General features: G+C 48.0%; 23 protein-coding genes and 1 other annotated feature (1 of these 24 running past the window's edge). Of the genes, 13 read left to right on the top strand and 10 right to left on the bottom strand.

Going from position 1 to position 25,462, the window contains the following annotated elements; genetic code table 11:
• Positions 1-177, top strand: a binding site (T-box leader); it begins 37 nt to the left of the window's first position.
• Positions 178-286: 109 nt separating this feature from the next.
• The 3 genes from leuS to GNE05_RS15165 all read left to right on the top strand — a co-directional run bounded on the left by leuS (position 287) and on the right by GNE05_RS15165 (position 3,690).
• Entirely contained in the window at positions 287-2,701 is a 2,415-nt protein-coding gene (gene leuS, locus GNE05_RS15175) for a leucine--tRNA ligase (RefSeq protein ID WP_022553637.1), read from the top strand.
• Between the two features lie 116 nt (positions 2,702-2,817).
• Positions 2,818-3,129, top strand: a complete 312-nt coding sequence (locus GNE05_RS15170; protein WP_007613212.1) for a rhodanese-like domain-containing protein — start codon at positions 2,818-2,820, stop codon at positions 3,127-3,129.
• A gap of 84 nt (positions 3,130-3,213) precedes the next feature.
• Positions 3,214-3,690, top strand: a complete 477-nt coding sequence (locus tag GNE05_RS15165; RefSeq protein ID WP_125778519.1) for a GNAT family N-acetyltransferase — start codon at positions 3,214-3,216, stop codon at positions 3,688-3,690.
• Between the two features lie 36 nt (positions 3,691-3,726).
• Here the strand turns inward: GNE05_RS15165 and melA are convergent, their stop codons facing one another.
• The 5 genes from melA to GNE05_RS15140 are packed head-to-tail and all read right to left on the bottom strand — an operon-like array spanning position 3,727 to position 9,121.
• On the bottom strand, positions 3,727-5,025 hold the full coding sequence (gene melA / locus GNE05_RS15160) for an alpha-galactosidase MelA (RefSeq protein WP_160182935.1): 1,299 nt from the start codon (positions 5,023-5,025) through the stop codon (positions 3,727-3,729).
• A 22-nt stretch (positions 5,026-5,047) separates the two neighbouring features.
• On the bottom strand, positions 5,048-5,869 hold the full coding sequence (locus GNE05_RS15155) for a carbohydrate ABC transporter permease (protein ID WP_014418676.1): 822 nt from the start codon (positions 5,867-5,869) through the stop codon (positions 5,048-5,050).
• Positions 5,866-6,780: a carbohydrate ABC transporter permease gene (locus GNE05_RS15150; protein ID WP_094296093.1), complete on the bottom strand. Its 915-nt coding sequence runs from the start codon at positions 6,778-6,780 to the stop codon at positions 5,866-5,868. The genes GNE05_RS15155 and GNE05_RS15150 overlap by 4 nt, the downstream gene beginning before the upstream one ends.
• Positions 6,777-8,054 carry an ABC transporter substrate-binding protein gene (locus GNE05_RS15145; RefSeq protein WP_160182934.1) on the bottom strand — a complete coding sequence of 426 codons (1,278 nt, stop codon included), beginning with the start codon at positions 8,052-8,054 and terminating at the stop codon, positions 6,777-6,779. Before GNE05_RS15145 ends, GNE05_RS15150 begins: the two co-directional genes overlap by 4 nt.
• Positions 8,055-8,095: 41 nt before the next feature.
• Entirely contained in the window at positions 8,096-9,121 is a 1,026-nt protein-coding gene (locus GNE05_RS15140; protein ID WP_160182933.1) for a LacI family DNA-binding transcriptional regulator, read from the bottom strand.
• 200 nt (positions 9,122-9,321) lie between these two features.
• Here GNE05_RS15140 and GNE05_RS15135 point away from each other — a divergent pair, with 200 nt between their 5' ends.
• Both GNE05_RS15135 and GNE05_RS15130 read left to right on the top strand, forming a co-directional pair.
• Positions 9,322-9,504 carry a sporulation protein Cse60 gene (locus GNE05_RS15135; protein WP_003152309.1) on the top strand — a complete coding sequence of 61 codons (183 nt, stop codon included), beginning with the start codon at positions 9,322-9,324 and terminating at the stop codon, positions 9,502-9,504.
• A 111-nt stretch (positions 9,505-9,615) separates the two neighbouring features.
• Positions 9,616-10,766 (top strand): IS3 family transposase gene (locus GNE05_RS15130; protein ID WP_099721935.1). Its coding sequence is split into 2 segments (ribosomal slippage): positions 9,616-9,889 and positions 9,889-10,766, totalling 1,152 coding nucleotides; the frame shifts between segments, so codons are not numbered across the junction.
• Positions 10,767-10,829: 63 nt separating this feature from the next.
• On the opposite strand, the gene opuD is transcribed toward GNE05_RS15130, so the two are convergent.
• Together opuD and GNE05_RS15120 are read right to left on the bottom strand one after the other, a co-directional pair.
• Positions 10,830-12,365: a glycine betaine transporter OpuD gene (opuD, locus tag GNE05_RS15125; RefSeq protein ID WP_014418673.1), complete on the bottom strand. Its 1,536-nt coding sequence runs from the start codon at positions 12,363-12,365 to the stop codon at positions 10,830-10,832.
• Between the two features lie 179 nt (positions 12,366-12,544).
• Positions 12,545-13,810, bottom strand: coding sequence for a BaiN/RdsA family NAD(P)/FAD-dependent oxidoreductase (locus GNE05_RS15120; RefSeq protein ID WP_007408798.1), 1,266 nt, complete (start codon positions 13,808-13,810; stop codon positions 12,545-12,547).
• 207 nt (positions 13,811-14,017) lie between these two features.
• On the opposite strand from GNE05_RS15120, the gene GNE05_RS15115 reads away from it, so the two are divergent.
• Both GNE05_RS15115 and GNE05_RS15110 read left to right on the top strand, forming a co-directional pair.
• On the top strand, positions 14,018-15,655 hold the full coding sequence (locus GNE05_RS15115) for a putative polysaccharide biosynthesis protein (RefSeq protein ID WP_014418671.1): 1,638 nt from the start codon (positions 14,018-14,020) through the stop codon (positions 15,653-15,655).
• Positions 15,656-15,710: 55 nt separating this feature from the next.
• Positions 15,711-16,430 carry a pseudouridine synthase gene (locus GNE05_RS15110; protein WP_007408795.1) on the top strand — a complete coding sequence of 240 codons (720 nt, stop codon included), beginning with the start codon at positions 15,711-15,713 and terminating at the stop codon, positions 16,428-16,430.
• A 127-nt stretch (positions 16,431-16,557) separates the two neighbouring features.
• On the opposite strand, the gene GNE05_RS15105 is transcribed toward GNE05_RS15110, so the two are convergent.
• Positions 16,558-16,779: a DeoR family transcriptional regulator gene (locus GNE05_RS15105; protein ID WP_003152337.1), complete on the bottom strand. Its 222-nt coding sequence runs from the start codon at positions 16,777-16,779 to the stop codon at positions 16,558-16,560.
• A gap of 280 nt (positions 16,780-17,059) precedes the next feature.
• Between GNE05_RS15105 and GNE05_RS15100 the strand changes: the two genes are divergently transcribed.
• Together GNE05_RS15100 and GNE05_RS15095 are read left to right on the top strand one after the other, a co-directional pair.
• Entirely contained in the window at positions 17,060-17,764 is a 705-nt protein-coding gene (locus GNE05_RS15100) for an ABC transporter ATP-binding protein (protein WP_021494477.1), read from the top strand.
• Positions 17,761-18,921, top strand: a complete 1,161-nt coding sequence (locus GNE05_RS15095) for an ABC transporter permease (RefSeq protein ID WP_160182932.1) — start codon at positions 17,761-17,763, stop codon at positions 18,919-18,921. The genes GNE05_RS15100 and GNE05_RS15095 overlap by 4 nt, the downstream gene beginning before the upstream one ends.
• Before the next feature lie 33 nt (positions 18,922-18,954).
• Here the strand turns inward: GNE05_RS15095 and GNE05_RS15090 are convergent, their stop codons facing one another.
• Entirely contained in the window at positions 18,955-20,259 is a 1,305-nt protein-coding gene (locus GNE05_RS15090) for an NCS2 family permease (protein ID WP_014418668.1), read from the bottom strand.
• A 95-nt stretch (positions 20,260-20,354) separates the two neighbouring features.
• Here GNE05_RS15090 and pepV point away from each other — a divergent pair, with 95 nt between their 5' ends.
• Positions 20,355-21,746 (top strand): dipeptidase PepV, encoded by a 1,392-nt coding sequence (pepV, locus tag GNE05_RS15085; RefSeq protein WP_160182931.1) that lies wholly within the window; start codon positions 20,355-20,357, stop codon positions 21,744-21,746.
• 37 nt (positions 21,747-21,783) lie between these two features.
• Here the strand turns inward: pepV and cysK are convergent, their stop codons facing one another.
• A complete protein-coding gene (gene cysK / locus GNE05_RS15080) occupies positions 21,784-22,716 on the bottom strand; it encodes a cysteine synthase A (protein WP_103526690.1) in 933 nt (310 codons plus the stop codon).
• A 128-nt stretch (positions 22,717-22,844) separates the two neighbouring features.
• Here cysK and thpR point away from each other — a divergent pair, with 128 nt between their 5' ends.
• From thpR to GNE05_RS15065, 3 genes are read left to right on the top strand one after another with little or no spacing between them, the layout of a single operon-like run.
• Positions 22,845-23,396, top strand: a complete 552-nt coding sequence (gene thpR, locus GNE05_RS15075) for an RNA 2',3'-cyclic phosphodiesterase (RefSeq protein ID WP_012118221.1) — start codon at positions 22,845-22,847, stop codon at positions 23,394-23,396.
• Between the two features lie 26 nt (positions 23,397-23,422).
• Positions 23,423-24,355 (top strand): hypothetical protein, encoded by a 933-nt coding sequence (locus tag GNE05_RS15070; protein WP_160182930.1) that lies wholly within the window; start codon positions 23,423-23,425, stop codon positions 24,353-24,355.
• A 52-nt stretch (positions 24,356-24,407) separates the two neighbouring features.
• Positions 24,408-25,337, top strand: coding sequence for a YegS/Rv2252/BmrU family lipid kinase (locus tag GNE05_RS15065; protein WP_007408786.1), 930 nt, complete (start codon positions 24,408-24,410; stop codon positions 25,335-25,337).
• Positions 25,338-25,462 lie beyond the last annotated feature (125 nt).

Genomic DNA, 25,462 nt, shown 5'->3' with positions numbered 1-25,462 from the left:
TGCAATCAGAGAGTTGACGGCCGGTGCAAGTCAATCAAGTCTGTTTCCGAACTCGCCTCAGAGTTGCAGCGGCAAAACCGCTGACGCATAACTGCGTTAAAAGTATCAAGTGAGTGCGGCTTAAAAGCGCGCTAACGAGGGTGGTACCGCGGGAAACAAAAATCTCTCGTCCCTTTTTGGGATGAGGGAGTTTTTTTTAGTTTTAGAATAATCTGAATATAATCTTCCTCATCCCGTCAATACTTGGACTACATACGCCGTATTCAATCAGAAGGAGGTTTTTACGTTGAGTTTTCAGCACGAAAAAATAGAAAAGAAATGGCAGAATTACTGGTTGGATCATAAAACGTTCGCCGTCAGTGAAGAGAATGACAAGCCGAAGTTTTACGCGCTTGACATGTTCCCGTATCCTTCAGGAGCCGGCCTTCATGTCGGACATCCGGAAGGCTATACGGCAACCGATATCCTTTCGCGCATGAGACGCATGCAAGGATACAATGTGCTTCATCCGATGGGATGGGACGCGTTCGGGCTTCCTGCCGAGCAATACGCGCTTGACACGGGGAATGATCCGGCTGAGTTCACAAAACAAAATATAGATAATTTCCGCCGTCAGATTCAATCGCTCGGATTTTCTTATGACTGGGATCGTGAAATCAATACGACTGATCCAGACTATTACAAGTGGACGCAATGGATCTTCACTAAGCTGTACGAAAAAGGGCTCGCTTACGTAGACGAAGTGCCGGTCAACTGGTGCCCGGCGCTCGGAACGGTGCTTGCGAACGAAGAAGTCATTGACGGCAAAAGCGAGCGGGGCGGCCATCCGGTTGAACGCCGCCCGATGAGACAATGGATGCTGAAAATCACCGCTTATGCGGACAGGCTTCTTGAAGATTTAGAAGAACTTGACTGGCCGGAAAGCATTAAAGACATGCAGCGCAACTGGATCGGACGCTCAGAAGGCGCAAACGTGCATTTCGCGATCGACGGCACTGATGACACGTTTACGGTGTTTACGACAAGACCGGACACGCTGTTCGGCGCGGCTTATGCCGTACTGGCTCCTGAGCATGAGCTTGTGGAGGCCATCACGACGCCTGAACAAAAAGAAGCGGTAGACGCTTATGTTAAAGAAGTACAGGCGAAAAGTGACCTGGAACGGACGGATCTTGCGAAAACAAAAACAGGCGTCTTCACGGGCGCATATGCCGTAAACCCTGCAAACGGAGAAAAGCTGCCGATCTGGATAGCGGATTATGTCCTCGCCTCTTACGGAACGGGCGCTGTAATGGCCGTGCCGGCGCATGATGAACGTGATTTTGAATTCGCCAAAGTGTTCAGCCTGCCTGTCAAAGAAGTCGTAAAAGGCGGAAACACGGAAGAAGAAGCGTACACGGGAGACGGAGAGCATGTCAATTCCGGCTTTCTGAACGGACTGAATAAAGCGGAAGCGATTGAAAAAATGATCGCCTGGCTTGAAGAAACGAAAAACGGTGAGAAAAAAGTGACATACCGCCTGCGTGATTGGCTGTTCAGCCGCCAGCGCTATTGGGGCGAGCCGATTCCGGTTATTCATTGGGAAGACGGCACGTCAACAGCCGTTCCTGCGGAAGAGCTGCCGCTGATTCTGCCGAAAACCGATGAGATCAAACCGAGCGGAACAGGTGAATCACCGCTTGCCAACATTAAAGAGTGGGTGGAAGTCACTGATCCTGAAACGGGCAAAAAAGGCAGAAGAGAAACGAACACGATGCCGCAATGGGCGGGAAGCTGCTGGTATTTCCTCCGCTTTATCGACCCGAAAAATCCGGATCAGCTCGCTTCACCTGAGAAACTGGATAAATGGCTGCCCGTTGATATTTACATCGGAGGAGCGGAGCATGCCGTGCTTCACCTTCTGTACGCGCGTTTCTGGCATAAATTCCTCTACGATATCGGTGTCGTGCCGACGAAAGAACCGTTCCAAAAGCTGTATAACCAAGGAATGATTCTCGGGGAAAACAATGAAAAAATGAGTAAATCCCGCGGAAACGTCGTCAATCCGGATGAAATTGTGGCGTCTCACGGAGCAGATACGCTCCGCCTGTACGAAATGTTTATGGGGCCGCTTGATGCATCTATCGCCTGGTCTGAATCAGGTCTTGACGGAGCTCGCCGCTTCCTTGACCGTGTATGGCGTTTGTTTATCGAGGAAAACGGCGAGCTGACGGGCAAAGTGACAGAAGGCGCGGGCGAAACTCTTGAGCGCGTCTATCATGAAACGGTCATGAAAGTGACAGAAAACTTCGAAGCCCTTCGTTTTAACACGGGCATTTCTCAGCTGATGGTCTTCATTAATGAAGCTTACAAAGCGAATGAACTGCCGAGAGAATATATCGAAGGTTTTGTGAAGCTGCTTTCTCCTATTGCGCCGCATTTGGCGGAAGAACTGTGGGAAAAACTCGGCCACGAAGGTTCGATTGCATACGAGGCTTGGCCTGCTTATGACGAATCAAAACTGGTGGATGATGAAGTGGAAATCGTCGTCCAGCTGAACGGAAAAGTAAAAGCGAAATTAATGGTTCCGGCTGATGCTGATAAAGCAGCATTAGAACAGCTCGCACAAGCTGACGAAAAAGTAAAAGAGCAGCTTGAAGGAAAAACGATCCGAAAAATCATTGCCGTACCGGGCAAGCTTGTCAATATCGTGGCAAACTGACCGGACGAAGCCCCTCTCCTACAGAGAGGGGCTTTTTTATCAGGCCTCTATCATAGAAATTGCACCGCAGGCTTTGGTATACTTAACACCATAAAGATGAATGGGAGTGTCACACATTGAAAATAAATGAAATCAGCACAGCCGCACTGGAAGAAAAATTAAAAGCGGGAGAAGAGCTGTATCTGATTGATGTCAGAGAAGACGAAGAAGTTGCCGAAGGAATGATTCCGCAGGCCGTTCACATCCGCATGGGAGACATCCCTGAGAAGATGGATGCGTTAGACAAGGACAAGGAATATGTATTTATCTGCCGTTCCGGAAAAAGAAGCATGAACGTTTGTATGTATTTACATGAGCAGGGCTTCCGTACGGTTAATGTTGAAGGCGGCATGCTGGAGTGGGAAGGCGAAACAAAGCCGAAGAAATAACGCTTTGAAGTGGAAGAAGAAAAGGGACGTGCGTCTTTTTCTTCTTTTTTTATAAAAAAACGGGAGGCGAATCAGGTGAAACCGATGATCCGCGCTATGAAAACAAACGATATCAAACAGGTCCGGCAAGTCGCAGAACGCAGCTGGCATCATACGTATGAAGGGATTATTCCCAGACACATTCAGGATCAGTTTCTCGAATCCGCCTATCAGGATGAGATGATGGAACGCCGGCTCTTGCATTCTCTGTTCTTTGTGGCAGAAGAAGAGAGGCGAGTGCTCGGTTTTGCAAATGTCACCCCGGTTCAAAAAGACGGAAATGCGGAGCTGACCGCCATCTATATTGACCCGGATTGCCAGGGAAGCGGGATAGGAACGGCACTCCTTAAAGAATGCATCAGGCAGTCCGGCGGGGTAAAAAAGCTTTATGTCCATGCAGAAAAAGAGAACCGCATCGCCTTGTCCTTTTATCAAGCGAAAGGGTTTCAATGGGTATGTGAATTTGAAGAAGACTTTAGGGGACACACCTTACAGACGGTCAAACTGGTGCTGAACATATAAAGCGATCCAGCCTTTCCGGGGCCGGATCGCCAATGATCAGTGATAAGCCGGGAGCCGGTCTTTGTGCGCTTCAAATAAGTCATCGCACAAAGATATGATGTCATTCATGGAAAGCTCGGCGCTCGTATGCGGGTCAAGCATGGCCGCCTGATATACGGCTTCCTTTTTTAAAGTAACGGCCGCTTCGATGGTTAAAAGCTGTGTGTTAATGTTTGTTCTGTTGAGCGCCGCGAGCTGCTCCGGAAGTTCGCCCGAATAGCACGGCATAATGTGGTTTTTGACGGCTGTGCAAGGCACTTCAACGACCGCTTTCGCGGGCAGATTCGGTATCAGCCCGGTATTCAGCACATTGCCGCCGAATGTGAACGGACGGCCCGTCTCCATCGCTTCTATAATTCTCGAACCGTATTCTTTTGAGCGTTCATGCGTCAGGTTTTGGTTGTTGATGATGCCGTCTCTCATCGTTTCCCAATTGTTGATTTGTTCCGCGCATCTCCTCGGATATTCATCAAGCGGAATTTGGAGTTCATCTATCAGCTCCGGATACCGGCTTTTTATAAAATACGGGTGATATTCGGCATTATGCTCAGATGATTCCGTTACGTAGCAGCCGAATTTATCCATCAGCTCAAACCGCACCATGTCCTTATGTTTCGTCTTTTGTTTTTCGCGTGCCCGTCTTTTAATTTCCGGATATAAATCAATTCCATCTTTTTTAATCTCCAAAAGCCAAGCCATGTGGTTGATGCCGGCAATGCGTTCTTCCGTACCTTCATGATCCATGCCGAGTGAGTCAAACAGATCTTTGGTACATACCTGGACGCTGTGGCACAGGCCGACCGTTTTGACATTTGTATGTCTGAACATCGCTCCGGTCAGAGAGGCCATCGGATTTGTATAGTTTAACAGCCACGCATCCGGGCAGACCTCTTCCATGTCTTTTGCGATGTCAAATAAAACGGGGATGGTGCGAAGGGAACGGAAAATGCCGCCTATTCCGACGGTATCGGCAATCGTCTGGCGGAGACCGTACCGCTTCGGGATGTCAAAGTCAATAACCGTCGCGGGTTTATAGCCTCCGACCTGAATGGCGTTTATCACATAGCCGGCGTGTTTAAGCGCCTGTTTTCGGTCATCGTAGGAGATGATGGATATACTCGTATTGTAGCGGTCTCTCATGTTTTCCAGCATGAGCTGGGATTCTTTCAGCCGTACAGCGTCAATATCATAAAGCGCGAATTCAAACCCGTTTAATGCTTCAGTCAGTAAGCAGTCCCCCAGTACATTTTTTGCGAAAATCGTGCTTCCCGCTCCGATAAACGTAATTTTCTTCAACAGAAATTCCTCCCTTTTCTTCTCAGCCTTTGACCGCCCCGGAGGACAGCCCTGAGATAAAATATTTTTGAAGCGCCAAAAACAATACGACCATCGGCAGCATCGCCATAATCGCGGCTGCGGCGACTAAGTGAAGATTGTTCGCGTTTTCGCCGAAGAATCCCGCCATGGCCACGGTCAATGTCTGCACCTGTTGATCTTGTAAAAAGAAAATCGCAAATTGGTAATCGTTCCAGATAAACACGCAGGAAATAATGCAGACCGTTGCGGTAATCGGTTTCAACAAAGGAAACACGATTGTATAAAAAGTCCTGATCAATCCCGCGCCGTCCATCCTCGCGGCTTCCTCAAGCTCTTTCGGAATGGAAGAGCGGATAAACCCTGAATATAAGAAAACGGTCAGCGGCATATATGCAGCCGTATTAATGAGAATGGCTGCGGCATGCGTATTGATCAGCCCCGCATCAGCGACCATCTTGTATAAAGGAACCATGGAAGTCAAAGGCGGGATGATCATGATTGAAATCAAAAGGCCGAAGACGATTTTGTTCAGCTTTGTATTTCTTCTTGCGAGCGGGTATGCGGCAAGCGAACCCATGAAAATTAACAAAGCGGCGGAAACGGCTGTAATGATGATCGTGTTCAGAAAGGATTGCCCGAGAGAGGCACGTTCCCATGCTTCACGAAAATTCTGAAATGAAAAGACGGATGGCAGCGACCATTTTGAACTGTAGTCTCCTTTTGCTTTTAATGACGTGGTCAGCAAAATATAAAAGGGGACAATATGAACGCACGAGATAACGGCTGCCAACAGCGTAAAAATCCGCATTCGGGCTGTTTTCATGACATTTCCGTCTCCTTTCGCTTGAAATACACGAGAGCCGAAAAGCTGATGATAAGAATAATGACGGACATAAATACTCCTTGGGCGGCGGCATATCCCGCATCCTGCCGTTTAAAATATAAATCATACATAAACGTCGACATCGATTGAGAGGAATTGCCCGGCCCGCCTGCGGTCAGCGCGAAAATGACATCAAACAGCTTCAGCCCGCCGATGATATTGATGACCATGTTGATGGTGACAGCCGGCATCAATAAAGGCAGGGTGATGGTGAAAAACGGCTGAAGACCTCCAGCGCCATCCATTTTTGCGGCTTCGTAATAATCTTTCGGAATGCTTTGCAGCCCCGCTAAATATACAATCATCGCAATGCCTGCGTATTGATACGTGTTAATTATGACGATAATCCACGGGTTTGCCGCAGGGCTTGCCAAGACGTTGACAGGACCGATTCCCAGTGCGCCAAGCACATCATTCAGCGCACCCCCGTCATATGAGAAAATAAAATACCAAATGTATCCCATTATCAGCGGACTGATAATGACGGGCAAGTAGACGATCGTTCTTGTGAGCGCCTTCATTTTTAAGCTCTGATTCAAAAGCAGCGCATATAAAAGTCCGAGCATATTCTGAAAAAAAGTGCTTCCGATGCCGTAAAGCAAAGTGTTTTTCACAACAAGCCACGTGTCCGGATCTGTAAAAAGCCTTTTATATTGAGTGACCCCCACCCATTGATACGTCTGTGAGAAGCCGTTCCAGTTTGTAAATGTGATAAAAGCGCCTTTGACAAATGGAAAAATCATGAAAATAAAAACCGTGGCAAGAGCGGGAACGTACATCCACCACAGTGACGCGGGTTTTACCGGCTTTTGATGTTGAAATCCTTGGGTTTCTCTTGCAAGATCACTCATTCTTTTTCAGCTCCCCGTGAATCAGATTGAAGCCGGAGCCGCTTATATTCCCTGCCGAGTTTCGCTGAAATTTCAGCGGGGGTTAAGATATCGGCCATCAGCTCCTGCCCGGCTGTTCCCATCACATCCCACATTCCGTTCGGCAAATAAAGGCGGTCAAAATAAGGCTGCACCTTAATATGCTGATAGCGCTTATAGTCATTTGCGTAGAAAATGTCCGTTTGCACATTCACTAATCCGGCCGGAAGCGAGGTCGCTTCGGCAATTGATTTTGCATGCTCGGGTCGGGCCATAAATGCGATAAACTGTTTCGCTTCTTCAAGCCGCGGGGAATCCTTGAATGCCGCCAGCGTGTAACGTTCGCCTCCGATCCAAACCGGCGCGTCTCCCTTGTGGACGGCCGGGGTCGGTATGATGCCGACTTTTACCTTCGGATTGATTTGAGCGACGTCTTGGCCGAGGGTGCCGCCCTGCAGCGTAAAGGCGATTTTGTTTTGCACCATCAGTTCAATGAGCTGGGACCGTTTTGCCGTCACGGCATCTATATTGAGCAGGTTTTCCTTTTGCATCTCTTTCAGTTTGTCAGATAAATAGGTGAAGTGTGTCCAGCGGAAGGTTCCGTTTAACAGCTGTTTTTTGTAACGGTGTGCGGGATCTGTGATGAGAAGCGGTGCGGCGAATTGATCGTAATATTGGGCAAATGAGCTTTTCTCATAGCCGGCAAACCAAAAGGGGGTGATTGTTCCGCCGCTTTTTTCTTTAATCTGTCTCAGTGCCTTCATAAAATCATCCATTGTTTCCGGCGGTTTGATTCCGTATTTCTCCAACAACGTGCGGTTGTAGGCCAGTCCGTCCTTTGCCTGATTCAGAGGGAAGGCGTATATTCTGCCTTTGGCGTCTTTGAGCATGCTGTTTAAATTCGGATCGAGCCGCTTCGTCCAAGACATGCCGCTGAGGTCAGCGGTATATTCTCCGTAGCGGATTTTGGCCCAGCCGTGTGTGTCGAAAAGATCGGGCATATCACCGGCCGCCATTCTGACCCTCATCATATTTTCGTAGTCATTGCCTGGGAAATGAACGTTTACTTTAATGTCCGGATGTTCTTTTTGGAATGAATCAGCCAACTTTCTGAATACGGCGCGTTCGCTGTCTGAGGATATGGTGGAATAGACTGTCAATGTTTTCTGCTTTTCTCCGGCGCCGCTCTGTTCTGCCGAGCAGCCGGGAAGTATCATGCAAGTAAAAGAAAGAAACAAAGCCAGTAAGCGTTTCATCTTTTCCTCCTTTAAATATGATATAAACGCTGCGGGACACGTCACCTCCTTTCTTGTGAGCCGCAGCTTTGTCTGACAATCAATGAAGTGGGGAGCGTCACGGCCAGCGGGACGGTTCTGCCGTTTAAACGGTCGAGAAGCAATTTGACACCCGTCCGGCCCATCTCTTCCGTGTATACTTTTACCGTTGATAACGGCGTGCTGGCGTATTCTGCCTCATCAATTCCGTTGAAGCTGACAACCGCCGTATCGCGCGGGACTTGAAGGCCGGCTTCCTGCAAGGCTTTTAAAGCGCCGACAGCCATCGAATCACTTGCGATAAAAAAGGCATCGGGGAGACTTCCGCCTTTGATGGCTTCATTCATCAGCCGGAACCCTTCGTGCATGCTGTATTCGCCGATCAGTACATGCTCCGACTCGGCGCCGGCCATTTGTAAGAAAGCGGTCAGACGCTTATCCTCAATCGTTTTATTGCTGTTTACGCCGTCTATGACGGTATGCTCCCGCTCCCGGCCGCCGATATAACCTAGCCGCTGATAACCGAGCGACAGAAGATGTTCTATCGCCTTCTGCGCTGCGGCATAAAAATCCACGCTGACGGAATCGTAGCGGGCGGGATCGGGTGTGCCGTTAACAAATACCGCGTGCCTGAAAGCGGCGCTGATATTCGTAAGCGCCTCGTCTTGCAGGCTGCCGATGACGATCACGCCGTCCAGTTCGTGAAACATATGCTCTTGAAAAGAACCGAGATGGATAGAAGATGTGATAAAAACTTTTTGCCGAAAGCATTCTTCCTCAATGCCTTTTCGGATCGCCGAAAAATAAGGATCCTGCCGTTCTTCTTCCGGTGACAGACAGCTGACAACGCCGATCAGGGGCGCTGAATCGCTGCGGCTGCGGTTCTTCCGTTTTTTTGCCGACGGCTGATAGCCCAGCTCATCGGCGATCCTCAGAACTTTTTCTCTTGTTTCATCAGTCACGGCCAAAGAGTCATCCTTATTTAAAATTCTCGATACTGTCGCGCTGGATACAGATGCCTGTAAGGCAATATCTTTGAGACGGACCATTTCGCATCTCCTTTTTACTAAATATTTACTAAACAGAAATGACCTGGTTATTGTTAAAATGATATTATCATACGTTAGTAAGCGTTTTCAATAACTATTTTTGGTTGCTTTTAGTAAAAATCAGTAAAAAAGAAAATCTGTTTTTCTCTATCATATTTCAATTGAACCGGAATAAATTGATAGAGAAAGGAGAGGGTGATGTGCTGAAGATAGCTGTTTTTGATGAGGAGCATGAAAAGGATCTGCAGACTGAAGTCAATACATTTTTAAAGGGGATTTCTGATGAACAGCTCGTTGATATTAAATATACGGTAGCGGCGGCCTGTGATCCTGAAGGTGAGCAGCTTTATTGTTTTTCCGCTCTCATTTTATACCGAAAATAAAAAAGCCCGGACGAAAGGGACTGACCCCATAAGATGAGACAAACAAAAAACACCTTCAAGTTTGAAAACGGATGATTGTTAGCCGAAATTAGACTTGGAGGTGTTTTTTCTATGGGGACAAGAGTGAGTTATCCGGTTGAAGTGAAACAGAAGGCTGTAGAAATGAGATTGGCAGGCGTGCCTATGAAAGAGATCATGCAGGAATTGAATATTAAGAATAAGACACAGGTTCAGACATGGGTTAGATGGCATAAGACTGGGGATACACATCGATTCGAACAGCCTGTCGGAAAGCAATACACTTACGGAAAAGGCCCGGAGTATTCTTCCGAATTAGAGAAACTGCAGGCAGAAAATCGTTATCTGAGACAACAGAATGAAGTTTTAAAAAAGTGCAACGAATTGGAAAGGAAGCTGATAGCGAAACGCCAGTCGAGCTTGTAGAAGCATTGCGCGGCACAATGACCATACAGGATATCTGTATTCATTTAGGTATCTCACGAGCATCTTATTATCGTTGGAAGAAGAATCTGATGAAAGATAACCCTAAATACCATTTAGAAAAACAAATCGGCACGTTGTGCCGAGAACACAAGTTTCGATATGGCTATCGGAAAATCACAGCCATATTAAAAAAGGGAATGCGTGTGAATCATAAAACGGTTCAGCGCATTATGCAGAAGAATCAGTGGCAATGCCGGGTTAAGGTGAAAAAGCGCAAGAAAGATGGGCAGCCATATGCCGTGGCCGAGAATATATTGGATCGAAACTTTCAGTCTGAACGCCCTCTGGAAAAGCTAGTAACGGATATCACATATTTGCCTTATGGGCAGAAACAATTGTATCTTTCCAGTATATTGGATTTATACAATGGAGAAGTGATTGCTTTTACAATTGGCGATAGACAGGACACAGACTTTGTCTTACACACACTTGATCAGCTGCCCGCACTGCCAGAGAACTGCGTGTTACATAGTGACCAAGGTTCTGTTTATACATCTTATGAGTATCAGAAAGCTGTTAAAACAAAAGGCATTACCATGAGCATGTCCCGCAAAGGGACGCCCGCTGATAATGCCTCCATCGAATCGTTTCATTCCTCACTAAAGTCTGAAACGTTCTATCTTAACAGCATTGATCGAACTACGACGACCATCGTAGAACGCACTGCCATAGAATACATTCATTATTATAACAATATTCGTATTCAAACGAAACTAAACAGCCAATCGCCGATACAATATCGGCAATTGGCTGTATGAAGGTGTTTTGATCCCTGTCTCAAAAACAGGGGTCAGTCCCGAAATGCCGGGCTTCTTTGTGCATTATGCTTTTTTGACGCGGGGACTTCTCGGTTTTTGGTATTTCTCCGCTTGTTTGATTCCTTTTCTCTCGCTCGCTAATGACTTGTACAGAGACACGATCATCAGAAGGATCACGACTGAAAACGGAACCGCGGCGAGAATGGCCGTGTTTTGCAGTGCGGCCAGACCGCCGGAATATAATAATACCGCTGCCACGGCGGACTGGATGATGCCCCAGATGATTTTCACCCGGTTTGAAGGGTCTAATGAGCCGTAAGACGTTTGCATTCCAAGCACAAATGTCGCTGAATCCGCTGATGTAATAAAGAATACAGCGATCAGAACAAGCGTTAATACGGATGTCACCATTGTCAGCGGATAGTGGCTGAGTGCGCCGAACAGCATCGTATCCGTTGACATTCCCGCGACATTGAATACGCCTTTCTGCTGAAGATCCATCGCGGATACACCGAAGATTGCAAACCATAAGAAAGCCAATATACAAGGTGTCACCAACACCCCGATTAAAAATTCCCGGATCGTCCGGCCCCTTGATACACGGGCGATAAAAATGCCGACAAACGGCGACCAGGATATCCACCAGGCCCAATAGAAAATGGTCCAGCTGTTAATCCATTCGCGTTTTTGGGGATCATTCGGAGACAAGCGAAAGCTCATCTGCACGATATTTTGGATGTATTGGCCGATAGAATCGGTAAATGAGTTCATAATCAGCACCGTCGGGCCTGCAATGAGCATAAAGATCATTAAAATACCCGCGAGCGCCATGTTGGTATTGCTTAAGTATTTAATCCCTTTGCCGATTCCGCTCCACGCAGAAATCAAAAATAACACGGTCACGACAGCGATCAGGATCAGCTGAATGGAAAATGTTTTCGGAATGCCGAATAAATAATGCAGACCGCCGTTGATCTGAGTCGCTCCGAGCCCTAAGCTTGTCGCCACACCGACAACGGTCGCAAACACCGCGATACAGTCAATTGCTTTGCCGATCGGCCCGTTTACTTTATCGCCCAAAAGCGGTGTCAGTGTGCTGCTGATCAAACCGGGCGCGTCTTTTCTGAATTGAAAATATGCGATACATAAAGCGACGACCGCATAGATGGCCCAAGCGTGCAGCCCCCAGTGGAAAAATGTGTACCGGAGCGCATCACGAAATGCTTGGGGCGTTTCTGTTTCACCTGAGGGAGAGCTGATGGCGTAATGGCTGATCGGTTCCGCAGCCCCGTAAAATACCAAACCGATTCCCATGCCCGCGCTGAAAAGCATGGCAAACCATGATAATAAGCCGAATTCCGGTTTTTCCCCGGGTTTGCCGAGTTTTATTGTGCCGATCGGACTCACAATGAGAAAGAGACAGAAACCGACAAATATAGAAACGACCAGCAGATAATACCAGCCGAAAGAATCCGTAATAAATTTTTGTGCCGTATCAGTGACTTGCTGCAGGCTGTCAGGAGAAATGGCCCCCCATAAAACCGCAGCTGCTGTGATGACAATCACAATCCAAAAAACACTGGAGATGTTCTTCTTCAAACGTTCTCACCCTCTGACTATTTTTTTCAATACGCCATTTTGTTTTAGTGTGGTCGTACGATTGCAGATCATTCCTTTCTTCCTATTCCCTCAATCAGGTGAAACAAAACGCAGAAAACTCTATCATGTTTTTGGTCAATTATCAACGGGGACGCTCAGGTAAATGCGCTTTAAACCATTTAGAGCGAGCGTGAGAAACGTCCTGCATTCAAACCGGCGAGACGACCCGTGACAAAGGCTGAAGTGATATTGTAGCCCCCGGTATAGCCGTGAATGTCGAGTATTTCTCCGCAAAAATATAAGCCTTCCATTTTTTTAGACGCCATTTGTTTCGGCTCAATCTCTTTTACGGAAACACCTCCGCCTGTGACAAACGCTTTGTCCAAAGAAAGCGTTCCGTCAGCGGCAACCGTAAATTGTTTGCAGTCTTTGACAAAAGCCCTGAATTGATCCTTCGGCAGTTCCGTAAAGCTTGTCTGCGGATCAAGACCGTTCCGTTCCAGAAGAAAAAGCAGGTACCGTTCCTGCATCCACGGCTTCAGCGCGTTTTTGAGCGCTTTTTTCGGTGCGTCTTTCAGTTCCTTGTGCATCTTTTGAAATAACTCTTCCTCGTTGATGCCGGGAAACAGATCGATGCGGAGTTTGACCTCTGGCTGCTTTTTCAGTTCTTTGACGACAAACTGGCTGCAGCGGAGAATGGCGGGGCCTGACAAGCCGAAATGGGTAAACAGCATGTCCATCACGTGTGTGACGATTGGTTTTCCTTTTTTATTCAGGACGCTGACGGCCGCGTTTCTAAGAGACAGCCCCTGAAGTGTTTTTTGTTTAATAAACGGTTCTGACGACGTAACCGGCACTTCCGTCGGAAAGAGTTCGGTCACGGTATGACCGGCCGCTTCCGCCCATGCATAGCCGTCTCCGGTGCTGCCGGTATGCGGGACTGATTTTCCGCCGACCGCGATAATGACGGCGTCTGCGTTAATGTGTTCGTCATTGTTTGTCGTAATGCCTGCTGTCCTGCCGTTCTCGTACCGCACTTCTTTGATTTTTTCATTTGTGCGGATGGTGACATTCAGTTGTTTTAATCGGTTCAAAAGCGCATCGACAACGCTTTGCGCTTTGTCCGTCACCGGGAACATGCGCCCGTGGTCTTCTTCTTTCAGCTGAATGCCGAGTTTTTCAAAAAAGGCGATGATATCTTCATTATTAAATTCGGAAAACGCGCTGTATAAAAAGCGGCCGTTGCCGGGGATGTGTTTGATGATTTCTTCAACGGGGAGGCGGTTGGTCACGTTGCAGCGCCCGCCGCCGGAAATCGCCAGCTTCCGTCCCAGCTTGTTTCCTTTATCGATTAATAATACGTCCGCCCCTTCTTCGCCTGCGGCAATCGCAGCCATTAAACCGGACGGACCGCCGCCGATCACAATCACGTCATAATGTTTCATATTTCATCAACAACTTTCTTTTTCACGTATAATAGGCGGAAATGTCCGCTTTCTGCTATTATAGCGAAAGAAAGGGAATCCTTAAACGTATTTTGTTTTTTAAAGGGTTTTCCCAAAAAGTTTCCCGCTGTAATTATTACCGTCTAATTGCCCAGTTGTGTTAAAATAGAAAAGTTGAATCTTCGTAGAAAATGGTGATGAGGAAACATGTCAAGCAAATTGTTAAGGGGCACGTTCGTGCTGACGCTCGGCACCTATATATCGCGGATTTTAGGGATGATTTATCTGATCCCGTTCGGAGCGATGGTCGGAGCGACGGGCGGAGCTTTGTTTCAATACGGATATAATCAATATACACTGTTTTTAAACATTGCCACGATGGGATTTCCCGCCGCGGTTTCAAAATTTGTCTCGAAATATAACTCCAAAGGAGACTATGAGACGAGCAGGCGGATGCTGAGAGCGGGAATGTCGGTTATGCTCGTAACCGGGATGATCGCTTTTTCAATTCTTTATATTTCGGCGCCGTTTTTTGCGGAAACATCTCTCGGCGGCACGAGTAACAACGGACTTACGATTGACCACGTCGTTTATGTCATCCGGATGGTCAGTCTGGCACTTTTGGTCGTGCCGATTATGAGTCTTGTGCGCGGTTTTTTCCAAGGTCACCAGATGATGGGGCCGACAGCCGTTTCACAGGTTGTGGAGCAGCTTGCCCGGATTATCTTTTTATTGGGCGCAACGTATTTGATTTTAAGAGTGATCAACGGCGGCCTTGTCATCGCGGTCGGATACGCGACTTTCGCGGCGCTGATCGGATCATTCGGAGGGCTTGTCGTCCTTTATATTTACTGGAATAAGCGGAAGGGCGATCTCCTGGCGATGAAGCCGAATCTCGTCCCGTCTGCGAACTTAAGTTATAAAAAAATGTTCATTGAGCTTTTCAGTTATGCCGCTCCTTACGTATTTGTCGGACTGGCGATTCCTTTGTATTCATATATCGATACGAATACGTTTAATAAAGCGATGATTGCGGCGGGCCATAAGGATATCAGCCAGGACATGCTTGCGATTGTCACCCTTTATGTGCCGAAGCTTGTTATGATCCCGGTTTCTCTGGCGACCGCTTTCGGTCTGACGCTGATTCCGACGATTACTGAATCGTTTACGAGCAGGAATTATAAGCTTTTGAACCAGCAGATTAACCAGACGATGCAAATCATTCTGTTTTTGGTTATTCCCGCCGTTGTCGGGATGTCCGTGTTATCGGGTCCGGCCTATACGTTCTTCTACGGCTCTGAAAGTCTTCGCCCGGATATCGGACAGGATATATTGTTCTGGTACGCGCCTGTCGCGATTCTGTTTTCTCTGTTTACCGTAAACGCCGCGATCCTGCAAGGGATTAATAAACAGAAATTTGCTGTCGTGAGCCTTTTCATCGGCGTCATTATAAAAGTGGTGCTGAACGTGCCGCTGATCAAGCTGTTTCAGGGGGACGGGGCCATCTTGGCAACGGCGCTCGGTTATATCGCTTCTCTTCTGTACGGTTTTATCATGATTAAGCGCCATGCGGGCTATTCGTATACGGTACTTATAAAACGGGTCATTTTAATCGCAGTCCTGTCCGTCCTGATGGGAGTCGCGGTCAAGCTGACTCAATGGCTGCTCAGCTTCTTTGTAACATACCAAAGCGGCCAGGTGCATGCGGCGATTGTCGTCTTTGTCTGCGCCGCTGTCGGCGGTGCGGTGTACATGTTTGCCGCGTACCGAATCGGATTTTTACAGAAAATGTTTGGAAACCGTCTGCCCCGCGTTTTGAGAAGAGGCAGGCATTCCGCCCATTAAGAATAATGAATAGTCCGCTTATCGCGGGCTTTTCTTTTTAAAGGAGAGGATCAGGATGAGACTTGATAAGCTGCTTGCCAACAGCGGATTCGGCTCAAGAAAAGATGTGAAAAAAATCGTCAAGGCTGGGGCTGTCATGATTGACGGAGAGCCGGCGAAAGATGTGAAAACCCATGTCGATCCGGAAAAACAGGACATCACGGTATACGGAGAGCCGGCAGATTATCGTGAATTTATTTATGTCATGATGAATAAGCCGCAAGGAGTGCTGTCCGCTACCGAAGACAGCCGCCAGCAAACGGTGGTTGATCTGCTGACGCCTGAAGAACAGCGATTTGAACCGTTTCCGGCGGGACGTCTTGATAAGGATACGGAAGGCTTTTTGCTTTTGACCAATGACGGGCAGCTCGCTCATCGCCTGCTTTCTCCGAAAAAGCATGTGCCTAAAACATATGAGGTCCGGTTAACTTCACCCCTGTCACCGGAAGACATCGTTCATCTGGAAAGAGGCGTCGTCATTGAAGGAGGCTATAAGACGAAGCCGGCAGCCGTTGAAATCATTACAGAAAGCCCGGATGAAACGGTGATTCACTTGACCATTACAGAAGGCAAATATCATCAGGTGAAGCTGATGGCAAAGGCTGTCGGAAATGAAGTGGCTTATTTGAAGCGGCTTTCGATGGGGGCTGTTTCTCTTGACCCGGATCTTAAACCGGGAGAATTCCGCGAGCTGACTGAAGAGGAGCTCGAAACGCTGAGAGGCGCTGAAGTGTAATCGATATCAGAAAAGCCCAAAACAGATTTGTTTTGGGCTTTTTATATAGAGGAACAAAAAACAAGGCAAAGACGCTGCTTTGCCTTGCAGCATGTCAGGCCGAAAAGGGCCTTATGTAATTGTTCGCTTAAGATGTAATTTTCACTTTTTTTCGTGTTGTCTCCCACTTGCCTCGGCTAGGACTATGAACAAGATCATTGTATGCTAACACATTTAAGTCTCGCTGAATGGTTCTAGGTGTAATGCCGAATTCATCAACCAGTTCCTGTGTTGTCACAAGGCCTTTTTCCTGGATGAACATGTAAACTGATTTAATCCGAGTCAGCATACGATTTGTTGAAGGTTTCAAAAAACCACTCCCTATCATAAGATCGGATGGACTTGATATACCACAACTTTCGACTCTAAAACTTCGTACGAATAAGCAACAAAGGATGACATTCTGTTTTTTCTCTTTTAACTGCCTCCATTATACACGATATGGACGACATGAATCTAGGAATAAGCGCAGATAATTTTTTCCAAATGGGTGCCGCCTTGGTGCATTACTATGCCCGGTCCGCTTTTATTATTATGGAAACTGAAACTTTTTTTAAACATGTCCGTATGAAAACCGGGGAGTGAGACATTTGGGAGAATTATTGAATGCAAACATTGTCTGCGCCGGTTATGCTGACAGGCCGAAGGTGATTTCTGATGTATCTCTGTCAGTCAACGCTGGTGAAATTGCCGGTTTAATCGGAGCGAACGGCGCGGGGAAAAGTACAGTGATAAAGGCGGTTCTCGGGCTGTCCCGGGATATAGAAGGCGATATTGAGTGGAATGATTCATCTTATGCTTACATACCGGAGCGTCCGAGTTTTTACGATGAACTGACGCTTTGGGAGCACCTCGAGCTGACCGGGTCATTGCGGGGTATAGAAGGGGAAGAATGCCGTGAGCGGGCAGGGCGGCTGCTTGAAGAGTTTTCGCTGACGTCTGTAAAACATGATTTGCCTTCCGGCTTTTCAAAAGGGATGCAGCAAAAATTGATGCTCATACAGGCATTTTTGGCGAAGCCGGATATTTACATCATTGATGAGCCTTTTATCGGACTTGATCCGATCTCAACGAAGCTGTTTACCGACATGCTGATTGCTGAGAAAGAAAGGGGCGCGGGGATTTTGATGTGCACGCATGTTCTGGATACGGCGGAAAAAATCTGCGACCGATTTTATTTGCTTGATCAGGGCGCTCTGCTTCTTCAAGGCACGTTAGAGGAGCTTCAGGAAAAAACGGGGAGCCGTTCACTGCTGGATTGCTTTTATTCAGCGGTTCGGAGCAGTCAGCGATGACCGGGCGGGCTTTGTTTTTTCAAAGGCTGTTTCATTATTGGCGGTATCAATGGAAGGTGTTTCAGACGGTCATTGATTGGACGGTCGCGCTGTATATCGTTCTTCCCGCTGCCGCATTTGCTGTTTATCAATATGCTGAATGGCTGAACGGCAGGGGGCTTCTTAGTGGAGCGGCAGGAGTATTGGGATGGGGCTGGCTGTATGTATTCAGTGCCCTGCTGTTGTGCACGGGTTTTATTCATACCTTTTTGCTGGAAGCGGATCACGTGTTTTTGGTGCATGTAAAACATCTGATGCAAAAGCTGAAACGGTACGCGCTTTTGTATTCGATGTTCCTTTCCCTTATCAAATGGGGTGCGCTTGCCGTATTATTATTTCCCTTATGGCGCCAGTACGGTGACTGTACCTTACCGGCATATTCAGGTATGTTTTGCTGTCTGTTCGGCTTCCATACCGCGATATTAGCGGTGCACCGGCACAGAAAAAACAGCAGGCGGACATTCGGGAATCAGGCGGCGGGCTGGCTGAAAGTGATGGTTCTGACGGCGGGTGCGTTTTTTATGATCACCTTTGCCGCCGAATGGTATTGGCTTTGGCCGGCGGGATGTATATTGTTCATCTGTTCCGCTTTTTTGACTTGGAAAGGGACGGAGACATTATCAGCCTTTGAGGAAGAAGTGCTTGAGGAGAACAGGCGGAAGCTTTCACTCGCCGCCTCTGTTTTGATGCTCAGCCATGATGTGCAGCTCCCGAATGGTAAAAATAAAGGGCGGAACAAGCCGTTTTTATATCCCGGCTCAAAGCACATCTTTACAAAACGGTCGGCGTATACGGCGTGGAAAGAATTGTTTTTTAAAGTGCTGATCCGAAACGGCGGGTATCTCCGGCAGCTTTACCTTTTAACCGCGGCTTTTACGGCTCTTATTCTCGTTCTTCCGCTCTTAGTGAAGCCGGCAGTCCTTATTTTATTTGCGATCGTCAGCCGCTATGCCGCGTCGCTTTTATTTGACCGGATCACGGATAAACCGGTTTTAAGCGGTATCAAGAGAGACAGTGATGATTATTTCCGGGCGCGAAACAGCGCATTAACCGTCATTCAAATCATCTGTTCCGCCTGGTGTCTCATTGCCGCGATTCTTTCCGTTCTTTATATGTGAAAATCCCTTTCCGAAAAAGGAAAGGGATTTTTCTTAATGTCCGTTCAAAATAAAAAGCTGAATAAAAAACAGCACGGCGAAGATGATGACTAGAGGATGGATTTCGCGCCATTTTTTCTTAGCTGCTTTAACAAGCGGATATGAAATGAAGCCGAGTGCGATTCCGGTTGAAATACTGGACGTTAAAGGCATCGCCAAAATGACGAGAAAGGCCGGGAACGCTTCATCAAGCTCATTCCAGCGGATATTCGATACCGCACCCATCATCAGGCTGCCGACAATAATCAGAGCCGGTGACGTAATCGCGGACACTTCCGATAAGACGCTGACAAGCGGGCTGAAAAACATGGAAACGGCAAACATAACGGCAATCGTCAGCGCCGTCAGCCCCGTTCTTCCGCCGGCCGCCACACCTGCTGAAGATTCAACGAACGCGGTCGTCGGGCTGGTGCCGAAGATGCTTCCCACCGTCGTAGCGGTCGAATCAGCCAAAAGCGCTCTTCTGGCATTCGGCAGCTGATTGTTTTTGATCAATCCCGCTTGTTCGGCGACACCGATCATGGTGCCGGTCGTGTCAAAAATCGTAACGAGAAGAAAAGAAAACACAACGGCGTACAGACCGTGATGCACGACATCCCCGAGGGCACCGAACGGATTTGTGATCAAAAGCCCCTCCGGCAGGTGCGGGAAGGACATGAATCCTTTCGCGAAATGGATCTGTCCGGTCAAAAAGGCAATGATAGCGGTCAGCGCCATTCCGATGAACAGAGCCCCGTTTACATTCAGCACCATCAGTACAATACTGATGATAAGTCCGATTAACGTTAAAATGACGGCGGGCGAATGAAGATCGCCGAGTGCGACCAGATTAGATTTATCAGCCGTGATGATTCCGGATTGGCGTAAGCCGATAAAAGCGATAAATAAGCCGATGCCGGTCGTAATTCCGTATTTTAAATTGTCCGGAATCGCTTCTATAAGTTGTTTTCTTAAAGGCGTTAACGATAAAATAATAAAGATGACTCCCGCGATAAAAACGGCGCTGAAAGCCGTCTGATACGTAATGCCGCTGCCTGTGCCGACAACGTGAAAGGCAAGATACGCGTTTAAGCCCATGCCGGGGGCAATGGCGATCGGAAAATTAGCAGCGAGAGCCATCCATAAAGTTCCGACAATGGAAGCGATAATCGTCGCGGTGAACACCTGGTCAAACGGAATTCCCGCGTTGGAAAGGATCACCGGATTGACGACAATGATATACACCATTGTGAAAAAGGTGGTCAATCCCGCGGTAATTTCTCTTTTTATTGTCGTTTGATGCTTGTCGAGATGAAACATAAGTACCTCCAATGACGAACATTTTTTCAAAACATCATCTATATTATTCGTTTTATCGACATTTTGCAAGTCTTTATCAAGAAAGGGGATTTGTGATGAACTGGGAAGTTGAAGTCATCAGAAACAAAGAAGATCTGATCCGTGACACGCAGAAGTTTTTGCAGATCAACAGCGTAATGGACGAAACAACAGCCGGTCCCGGCCGGCCGTTTGGAGAAGGCGTCAATGCCAGCCTGACGTCACTGCTGGAATTCGGTGAAAAAGAAGGCTTCACCGTAAAGAATCTTGACGGCTATGCGGGCCATATTGAATGGGGAACGGGTGACGAAATCGTCGGCGTTTTGTGCCACGTCGATGTCGTTCCGCCCGGAGACGGCTGGACGAGCGATCCGTTTTCAGCCGATATCAGGGACGGCCGGATATATGCCAGAGGCGCCATAGATGATAAAGGGCCGACAATGGCGGCGTTTTATGCGCTGAAAATCGTCAAAGACATGCAGCTTCCTTTATCCAAACGCGTGAGAATCATCATCGGAACGGATGAAGAAAGTGATTGGAGATGCGTGGATCACTACTTCAAACACGAAAAAATGCCTGACATCGGCTTTGCTCCTGACGCGGATTTTCCGATCATTAACGCGGAAAAAGGAATTATAGATGCGTCACTGCGCATTGCAAAAAGCGCTTCTGACAAAGACGCAAAAAATGGGCTTCTGTCATTCCGTTCAGGACTGCGCTTGAACATGGTGCCGGATGCGGCTGAAGCGGTTATTGAAGGGGACGGTCTTGATGCCGTGCACGCATATTTCAGCAAATGGCTTGAGCAGTCAAAAACACAAGGTGAAGCAGTTTCGGAAAATGGAAAACTGACGCTTCGGGTATACGGAAAATCATGCCATGCGATGGAACCGGATAATGGTGTCAATGCCGGCTTAAAGCTTGCTGAATGCCTTAACGGAACGGAGCTGGATGGAGCCGGAAAGCACTTTGTCAAAACCGTCAGTGACTATTTTTCAAATGATACACGAGGCAAAAAGCTGAAAATTGATTGCAGGGATGACATCAGCGGAGAGCTTACATTGAATGTCGGCACCTTTACATACAGAAAGGGTGAGGAAGGAGAACTCGGCATCAACATCCGTTATCCCGTCACTTCAGACAGCAAAGTCATCCGTGATGCTTTTACGTCTGCTGAAGAATTCAGGCTTGAAGAATTTAAAGACAGCAAACCGCACCACGTTTCTGCCGATCATCCGCTCGTAAAGACGCTTCAAAAGGTTTACGAAGGACAGACGGGAAAGAAAGCGGATCTGATTTCAATCGGCGGAGGAACGTATGCGAGATCCCTTTCGGCGGGCGTCGCGTTCGGGCCGCTGTTCCCCGGCCGGCCTGACAGCGCGCATCAAAAGGATGAGTATATTGAAATCGATGACCTTCTCCGGTCAACCGCTTTATACGCCGAAGCCATTTATGAGCTTGCCAAGTGATAATAAAAAGGGACGCCGAAAGCGGCATCCCTTTTTATCATTCAAATGACCATAAATCCGTTGATAAATAACGTTCTCCCGTATCGGCCGTCATACAGATGACGATCTGTTCGGAAGGGAGGCGTTTTGCGGTTTCAATGGCGGCGAAGCAGGCGGCGCCTGAAGACGGGCCGACGAGTATACCTTCTTCCCGGGCCAGACGCCGTGTTGTCGTATACGCATCTTCATCAGATATTTTCATGATTTCATCGTAAACGTCCTGATTCAGTATGCCGGGAATAAATCCGGGGCTTGTCCCGACAAGCTTATGAGCGCCGGGTTTTCCGCCAGACAGGACGGGAGATCCCGCAGGCTCGGCGACATGAACAATCATATCCGGGAAAAGCTCCTTCAGCGCTTCTCCGGTTCCGGTAATGGTTCCGCCCGTTCCCGCCGTTGCCACAAAAGCACCGAGCGGTCTGTTGAGCTGCTGAACGGCCTGATAGATTTCAATGGCGGTCGTTTTTCGGTGGGCATCTGGATTTGCGCCGTTATCGAATTGCATCGGGATAAAACTTCCCGGAATCTGTTCGGCGAGTTCTTTCGCTTTTTTGATGCTGCCGGGCATTCTTTCCGCCCCCGGTGTTAACACAACCTCCGCGCCGTACGCTTTCAGGAGGTTGATGCGTTCTTTCGTCATCGTGTCAGGCATGACGAGGATTGCCTTGTAGCCGCGCGCCGCCGCGTTCATCGCCAGGCCGATGCCCGTGTTGCCGCTTGTCGGTTCGATGATGACAGAGCCGGGTTTTAAATGCCCGCTGTTTTCCGCTTCAATGATCATATTGTAAGCTGCTCTGTCTTTGACACTGCCGCTCGGGTTAAACGATTCTAATTTTAAATAGACCTGTGCTGCATGTTCTGGCTGAAGGCGATTGAGCTTTACGATCGGTGTGCCGCCGATCAGCTCCGCCGTGCTGTTTACGATTTTCAAGGCCGGCTCATTCCTTTCTGTATAAAACGTTCAGTACATAATATCCTATCATAATGAGCGGACAGGGTTCTCCTCTCCGCTTATCCGTTTTATAATAACACCATAACCAAAGAGGGGGAGATCCTCGTATGAAAGCTTCATTGCCGCATTATTTTATCGGCATTCCGATTCCGGCTGACATTGCTGAACCGATTTGGGAAGCAGCCAAAAAGGAGCCGGCGTTATCATTCAAAAAATGGGTGCACCCGCATGACTATCATATTACACTTATTTTTCTCGGAGCCGCGGATGAAGAACGGCTTGCGAAATTATCGTCGCTGCTCGCAGATGCTGCGTCGGCAGCGCAGCCGTTTACCGTACAGTTTCAGCATCTGGATATTTTCGGCGACCGCAGACAGCCGAGAGTGCTTCACCTTGAGCCCGAACGGAATGAACTGCTCTTTGATTTGCGGGAAAAAACAAAACAGGCTGTTTTGAAAGCCGGTTTTCAAGTGGAAAAACGCCCGTATCACCCTCATATGACGATGGCGCGGAAGTGGGCGGGAGACCGGCCGTTTCCTGACGATGTGCCGTTTGAAAGCGGCAGGGTGCAAAGTGCCGTCAGCCGGTTTTCCCTGTTTCAGACCCATCTTGACCGGTCGCCTAAATACGAAGAAATCGCACAGTTTCAATTGACATAAACAAATATTCGGAGTGGAGAAATCACATGGCACAGATCATCAAAATTCACGACTGCATATCCAGATATGAACTTGATCCATATCATTATATGAACCAGTTTATCCGGCTGAAGAAAGAACGCTGGGAGACGCTTCTTGAAGCGTTTGACCGGAAGACGGAAGAAAAAGAAACGAAAACGGCTGCCGGCGGGGAAACCGATCAAGCGCCGGCCAGGAAAAAATTTTCCTTAAAAAAGAGAAAAGAAGAAAATACGGCCGATATAAAAGAAAAGAGGCACCAATGGTTTGATGAGCCGGAGGGAGAAGAGGCGCTGTTCGGGAATCTTCCGTCTCGAAAGTCTGAGCTCGCGCCTTTTTTCAAAGATCAGCTGTATGACTTTCAATTAAAATGGGCGAGCTCCACGCTTTCTCAAAAGTCTGAGCTTTCGCAGGCGGTTAAAAGGGACGGGATGTTAAAAATGCTGGCTCAAAAGCTGCCCGATTCCTATTTTGTGATGTATCATCCGGTTCTGCAAATTCAGCAGGCGTCCGTCGAACTGAGCATGATCATCATCTCGCCGCTGGAGATTTTCTGCGCCGCTTTTATGGAAGCGGAAGAGGACAGCGTATATATCGGATCAAAACACCGTTTTTGGGAAGAAAGAGGCTCCGGCAGCACGCGCCAAGTATTGAATCCGTCTCTCAGCCTGCACCGGACGGGCTCGGTCGTTTCGCAAATCGTAAAAGAAAAGCAGGCCGATATTCCCGTGCGGAAGCTTTTGCTCAGCAGAACGTCTTATATTGATTATCCGGAGCCGCCGTACGGGCTGGAAATAGCTGATAAACGGACTGCCGCAGAGTGGCTGGAAAAGCAGCAGAAAAATACGGCGCCGATCAAGCACCACCAGCTGAAGGCGGCGAAGGCTCTTTTGTCTTACGGCTTGAGCGATTCAAGCCGGAGACAGGAATGGCTAGATTAAAACGGACGTTTGCCGGCTGTCTCTTCATCTATGAAGCAGGTGAAAACAAACGATGAGTCAATGGTTTTTTATTATTAATCCGGTCTCAGGAGGCGGGCGGGGCCGGCGTGTCTGGAAATCAGTTCAAAAAGAGCTGACCAGGCGCGGGGTCAGCCACCGTTCTTTTTTGACCGGGCATCCCGGACATGCGGAGGTGCTGGCGAGGCAGATTTCAATGATGCAGGATCATAAGCTTAAGCGGCTGTTCGTCATCGGCGGTGACGGGACGATGCATGAAGTCATTAACGGACTGAAAGGAACGGATCAGATTGAGCTGACCTTTGTGCCTGCCGGTTCGTACAATGACTTTTCCAAAGGGCTTGGTATTAAGAAGTCGGCGCTTCTCCAAGAAATCAAAAGTCTGCACCGCCCGCTCACACGGAAATTTTTTGCGGGAAACATCAACTTTTTTCATGACAAAGCGCAATCACTTTATTTTATTAACCACCTGTCTGTCGGCTTCGATGCCTCAGTTTTGAAGGCAGCCGCGAATTTTCCGTTATCGCGCGTTCTTCGGTTTTTGCGTCTCGGCTTTGTGATTTACCCGCTCGCGCATTTACATACGGCCTCGGGGTTTCAGCCGTTCAGATTTGTTTGTACGGCAGACGGTCAGAGGCGTGAATTCCGCAATGTCTGGTTTGTCATTGCGGCTAATCACCCTTATTACGGAGGCGGCATGAAAGCGGCGCCTTCAGCAAATCCCCGTCAAAACCATTTTGATATTGTCATCGCAGAAAACCTGTCCTTTTTCTCGCTGTATCGTTTTTTATGGGCGATGAGCTTCGGCCGGCATATCAAAATGGACGGAGTGACGATGATAAAGGGGAAGGAATTCGTTTTTGAAACAGATGGGAAAATTCCGTTTCACGCTGACGGCGAGCTGATCGGAACGACGCCGTTTCGGCTTATGCCGGGCGGTACGCCGTTGAAAATAAAAACATAATAAACAAATGAAACCCGTCAAATGTTTCACGGCAAAGAGCGGTTCGCGGCATAAATCTTCAGAATTCACAGGTGTTCTTGCTAGTTTTGCTTGACGAAGTTTGTGCTGTAGCGCTAAAATTTATA

Source organism: Bacillus sp. AM1(2019) (assembly GCF_009906915.1).
Taxonomy (GTDB): Bacteria; Bacillota; Bacilli; order Bacillales; family Bacillaceae; genus Bacillus; species Bacillus velezensis.
The sequence above is the reverse complement of the archived record's forward strand: the minus strand, read 5'-3'. Positions and strand labels throughout refer to the sequence as shown.

What these genes read in the sequence shown, in the direction of transcription:
- GNE05_RS15115 (WP_014418671.1), top strand. Translation starts at nt 14,018, where the DNA reads ATGTCAAGCAAATTGTTAAGGGGCACGTTCGTGCTGACGCTCGGCACC.
- GNE05_RS15070 (WP_160182930.1), top strand. Translation starts at nt 23,423, where the DNA reads ATGGCACAGATCATCAAAATTCACGACTGCATATCCAGATATGAACTT.
- GNE05_RS15140 (WP_160182933.1), bottom strand. Translation starts at nt 9,121, where the DNA reads ATGGTCCGTCTCAAAGATATTGCCTTACAGGCATCTGTATCCAGCGCG.
- GNE05_RS15150 (WP_094296093.1), bottom strand. Translation starts at nt 6,780, where the DNA reads ATGAGTGATCTTGCAAGAGAAACCCAAGGATTTCAACATCAAAAGCCG.
- GNE05_RS15155 (WP_014418676.1), bottom strand. Translation starts at nt 5,869, where the DNA reads ATGAAAACAGCCCGAATGCGGATTTTTACGCTGTTGGCAGCCGTTATC.
- GNE05_RS15145 (WP_160182934.1), bottom strand. Translation starts at nt 8,054, where the DNA reads ATGAAACGCTTACTGGCTTTGTTTCTTTCTTTTACTTGCATGATACTT.
- GNE05_RS15090 (WP_014418668.1), bottom strand. Translation starts at nt 20,259, where the DNA reads ATGTTTCATCTCGACAAGCATCAAACGACAATAAAAAGAGAAATTACC.
- GNE05_RS15165 (WP_125778519.1), top strand. Translation starts at nt 3,214, where the DNA reads ATGATCCGCGCTATGAAAACAAACGATATCAAACAGGTCCGGCAAGTC.
- GNE05_RS15110 (WP_007408795.1), top strand. Translation starts at nt 15,711, where the DNA reads ATGAGACTTGATAAGCTGCTTGCCAACAGCGGATTCGGCTCAAGAAAA.
- GNE05_RS15065 (WP_007408786.1), top strand. Translation starts at nt 24,408, where the DNA reads ATGAGTCAATGGTTTTTTATTATTAATCCGGTCTCAGGAGGCGGGCGG.
- thpR (WP_012118221.1), top strand. Translation starts at nt 22,845, where the DNA reads ATGAAAGCTTCATTGCCGCATTATTTTATCGGCATTCCGATTCCGGCT.
- pepV (WP_160182931.1), top strand. Translation starts at nt 20,355, where the DNA reads ATGAACTGGGAAGTTGAAGTCATCAGAAACAAAGAAGATCTGATCCGT.
- GNE05_RS15095 (WP_160182932.1), top strand. Translation starts at nt 17,761, where the DNA reads ATGACCGGGCGGGCTTTGTTTTTTCAAAGGCTGTTTCATTATTGGCGG.
- GNE05_RS15120 (WP_007408798.1), bottom strand. Translation starts at nt 13,810, where the DNA reads ATGAAACATTATGACGTGATTGTGATCGGCGGCGGTCCGTCCGGTTTA.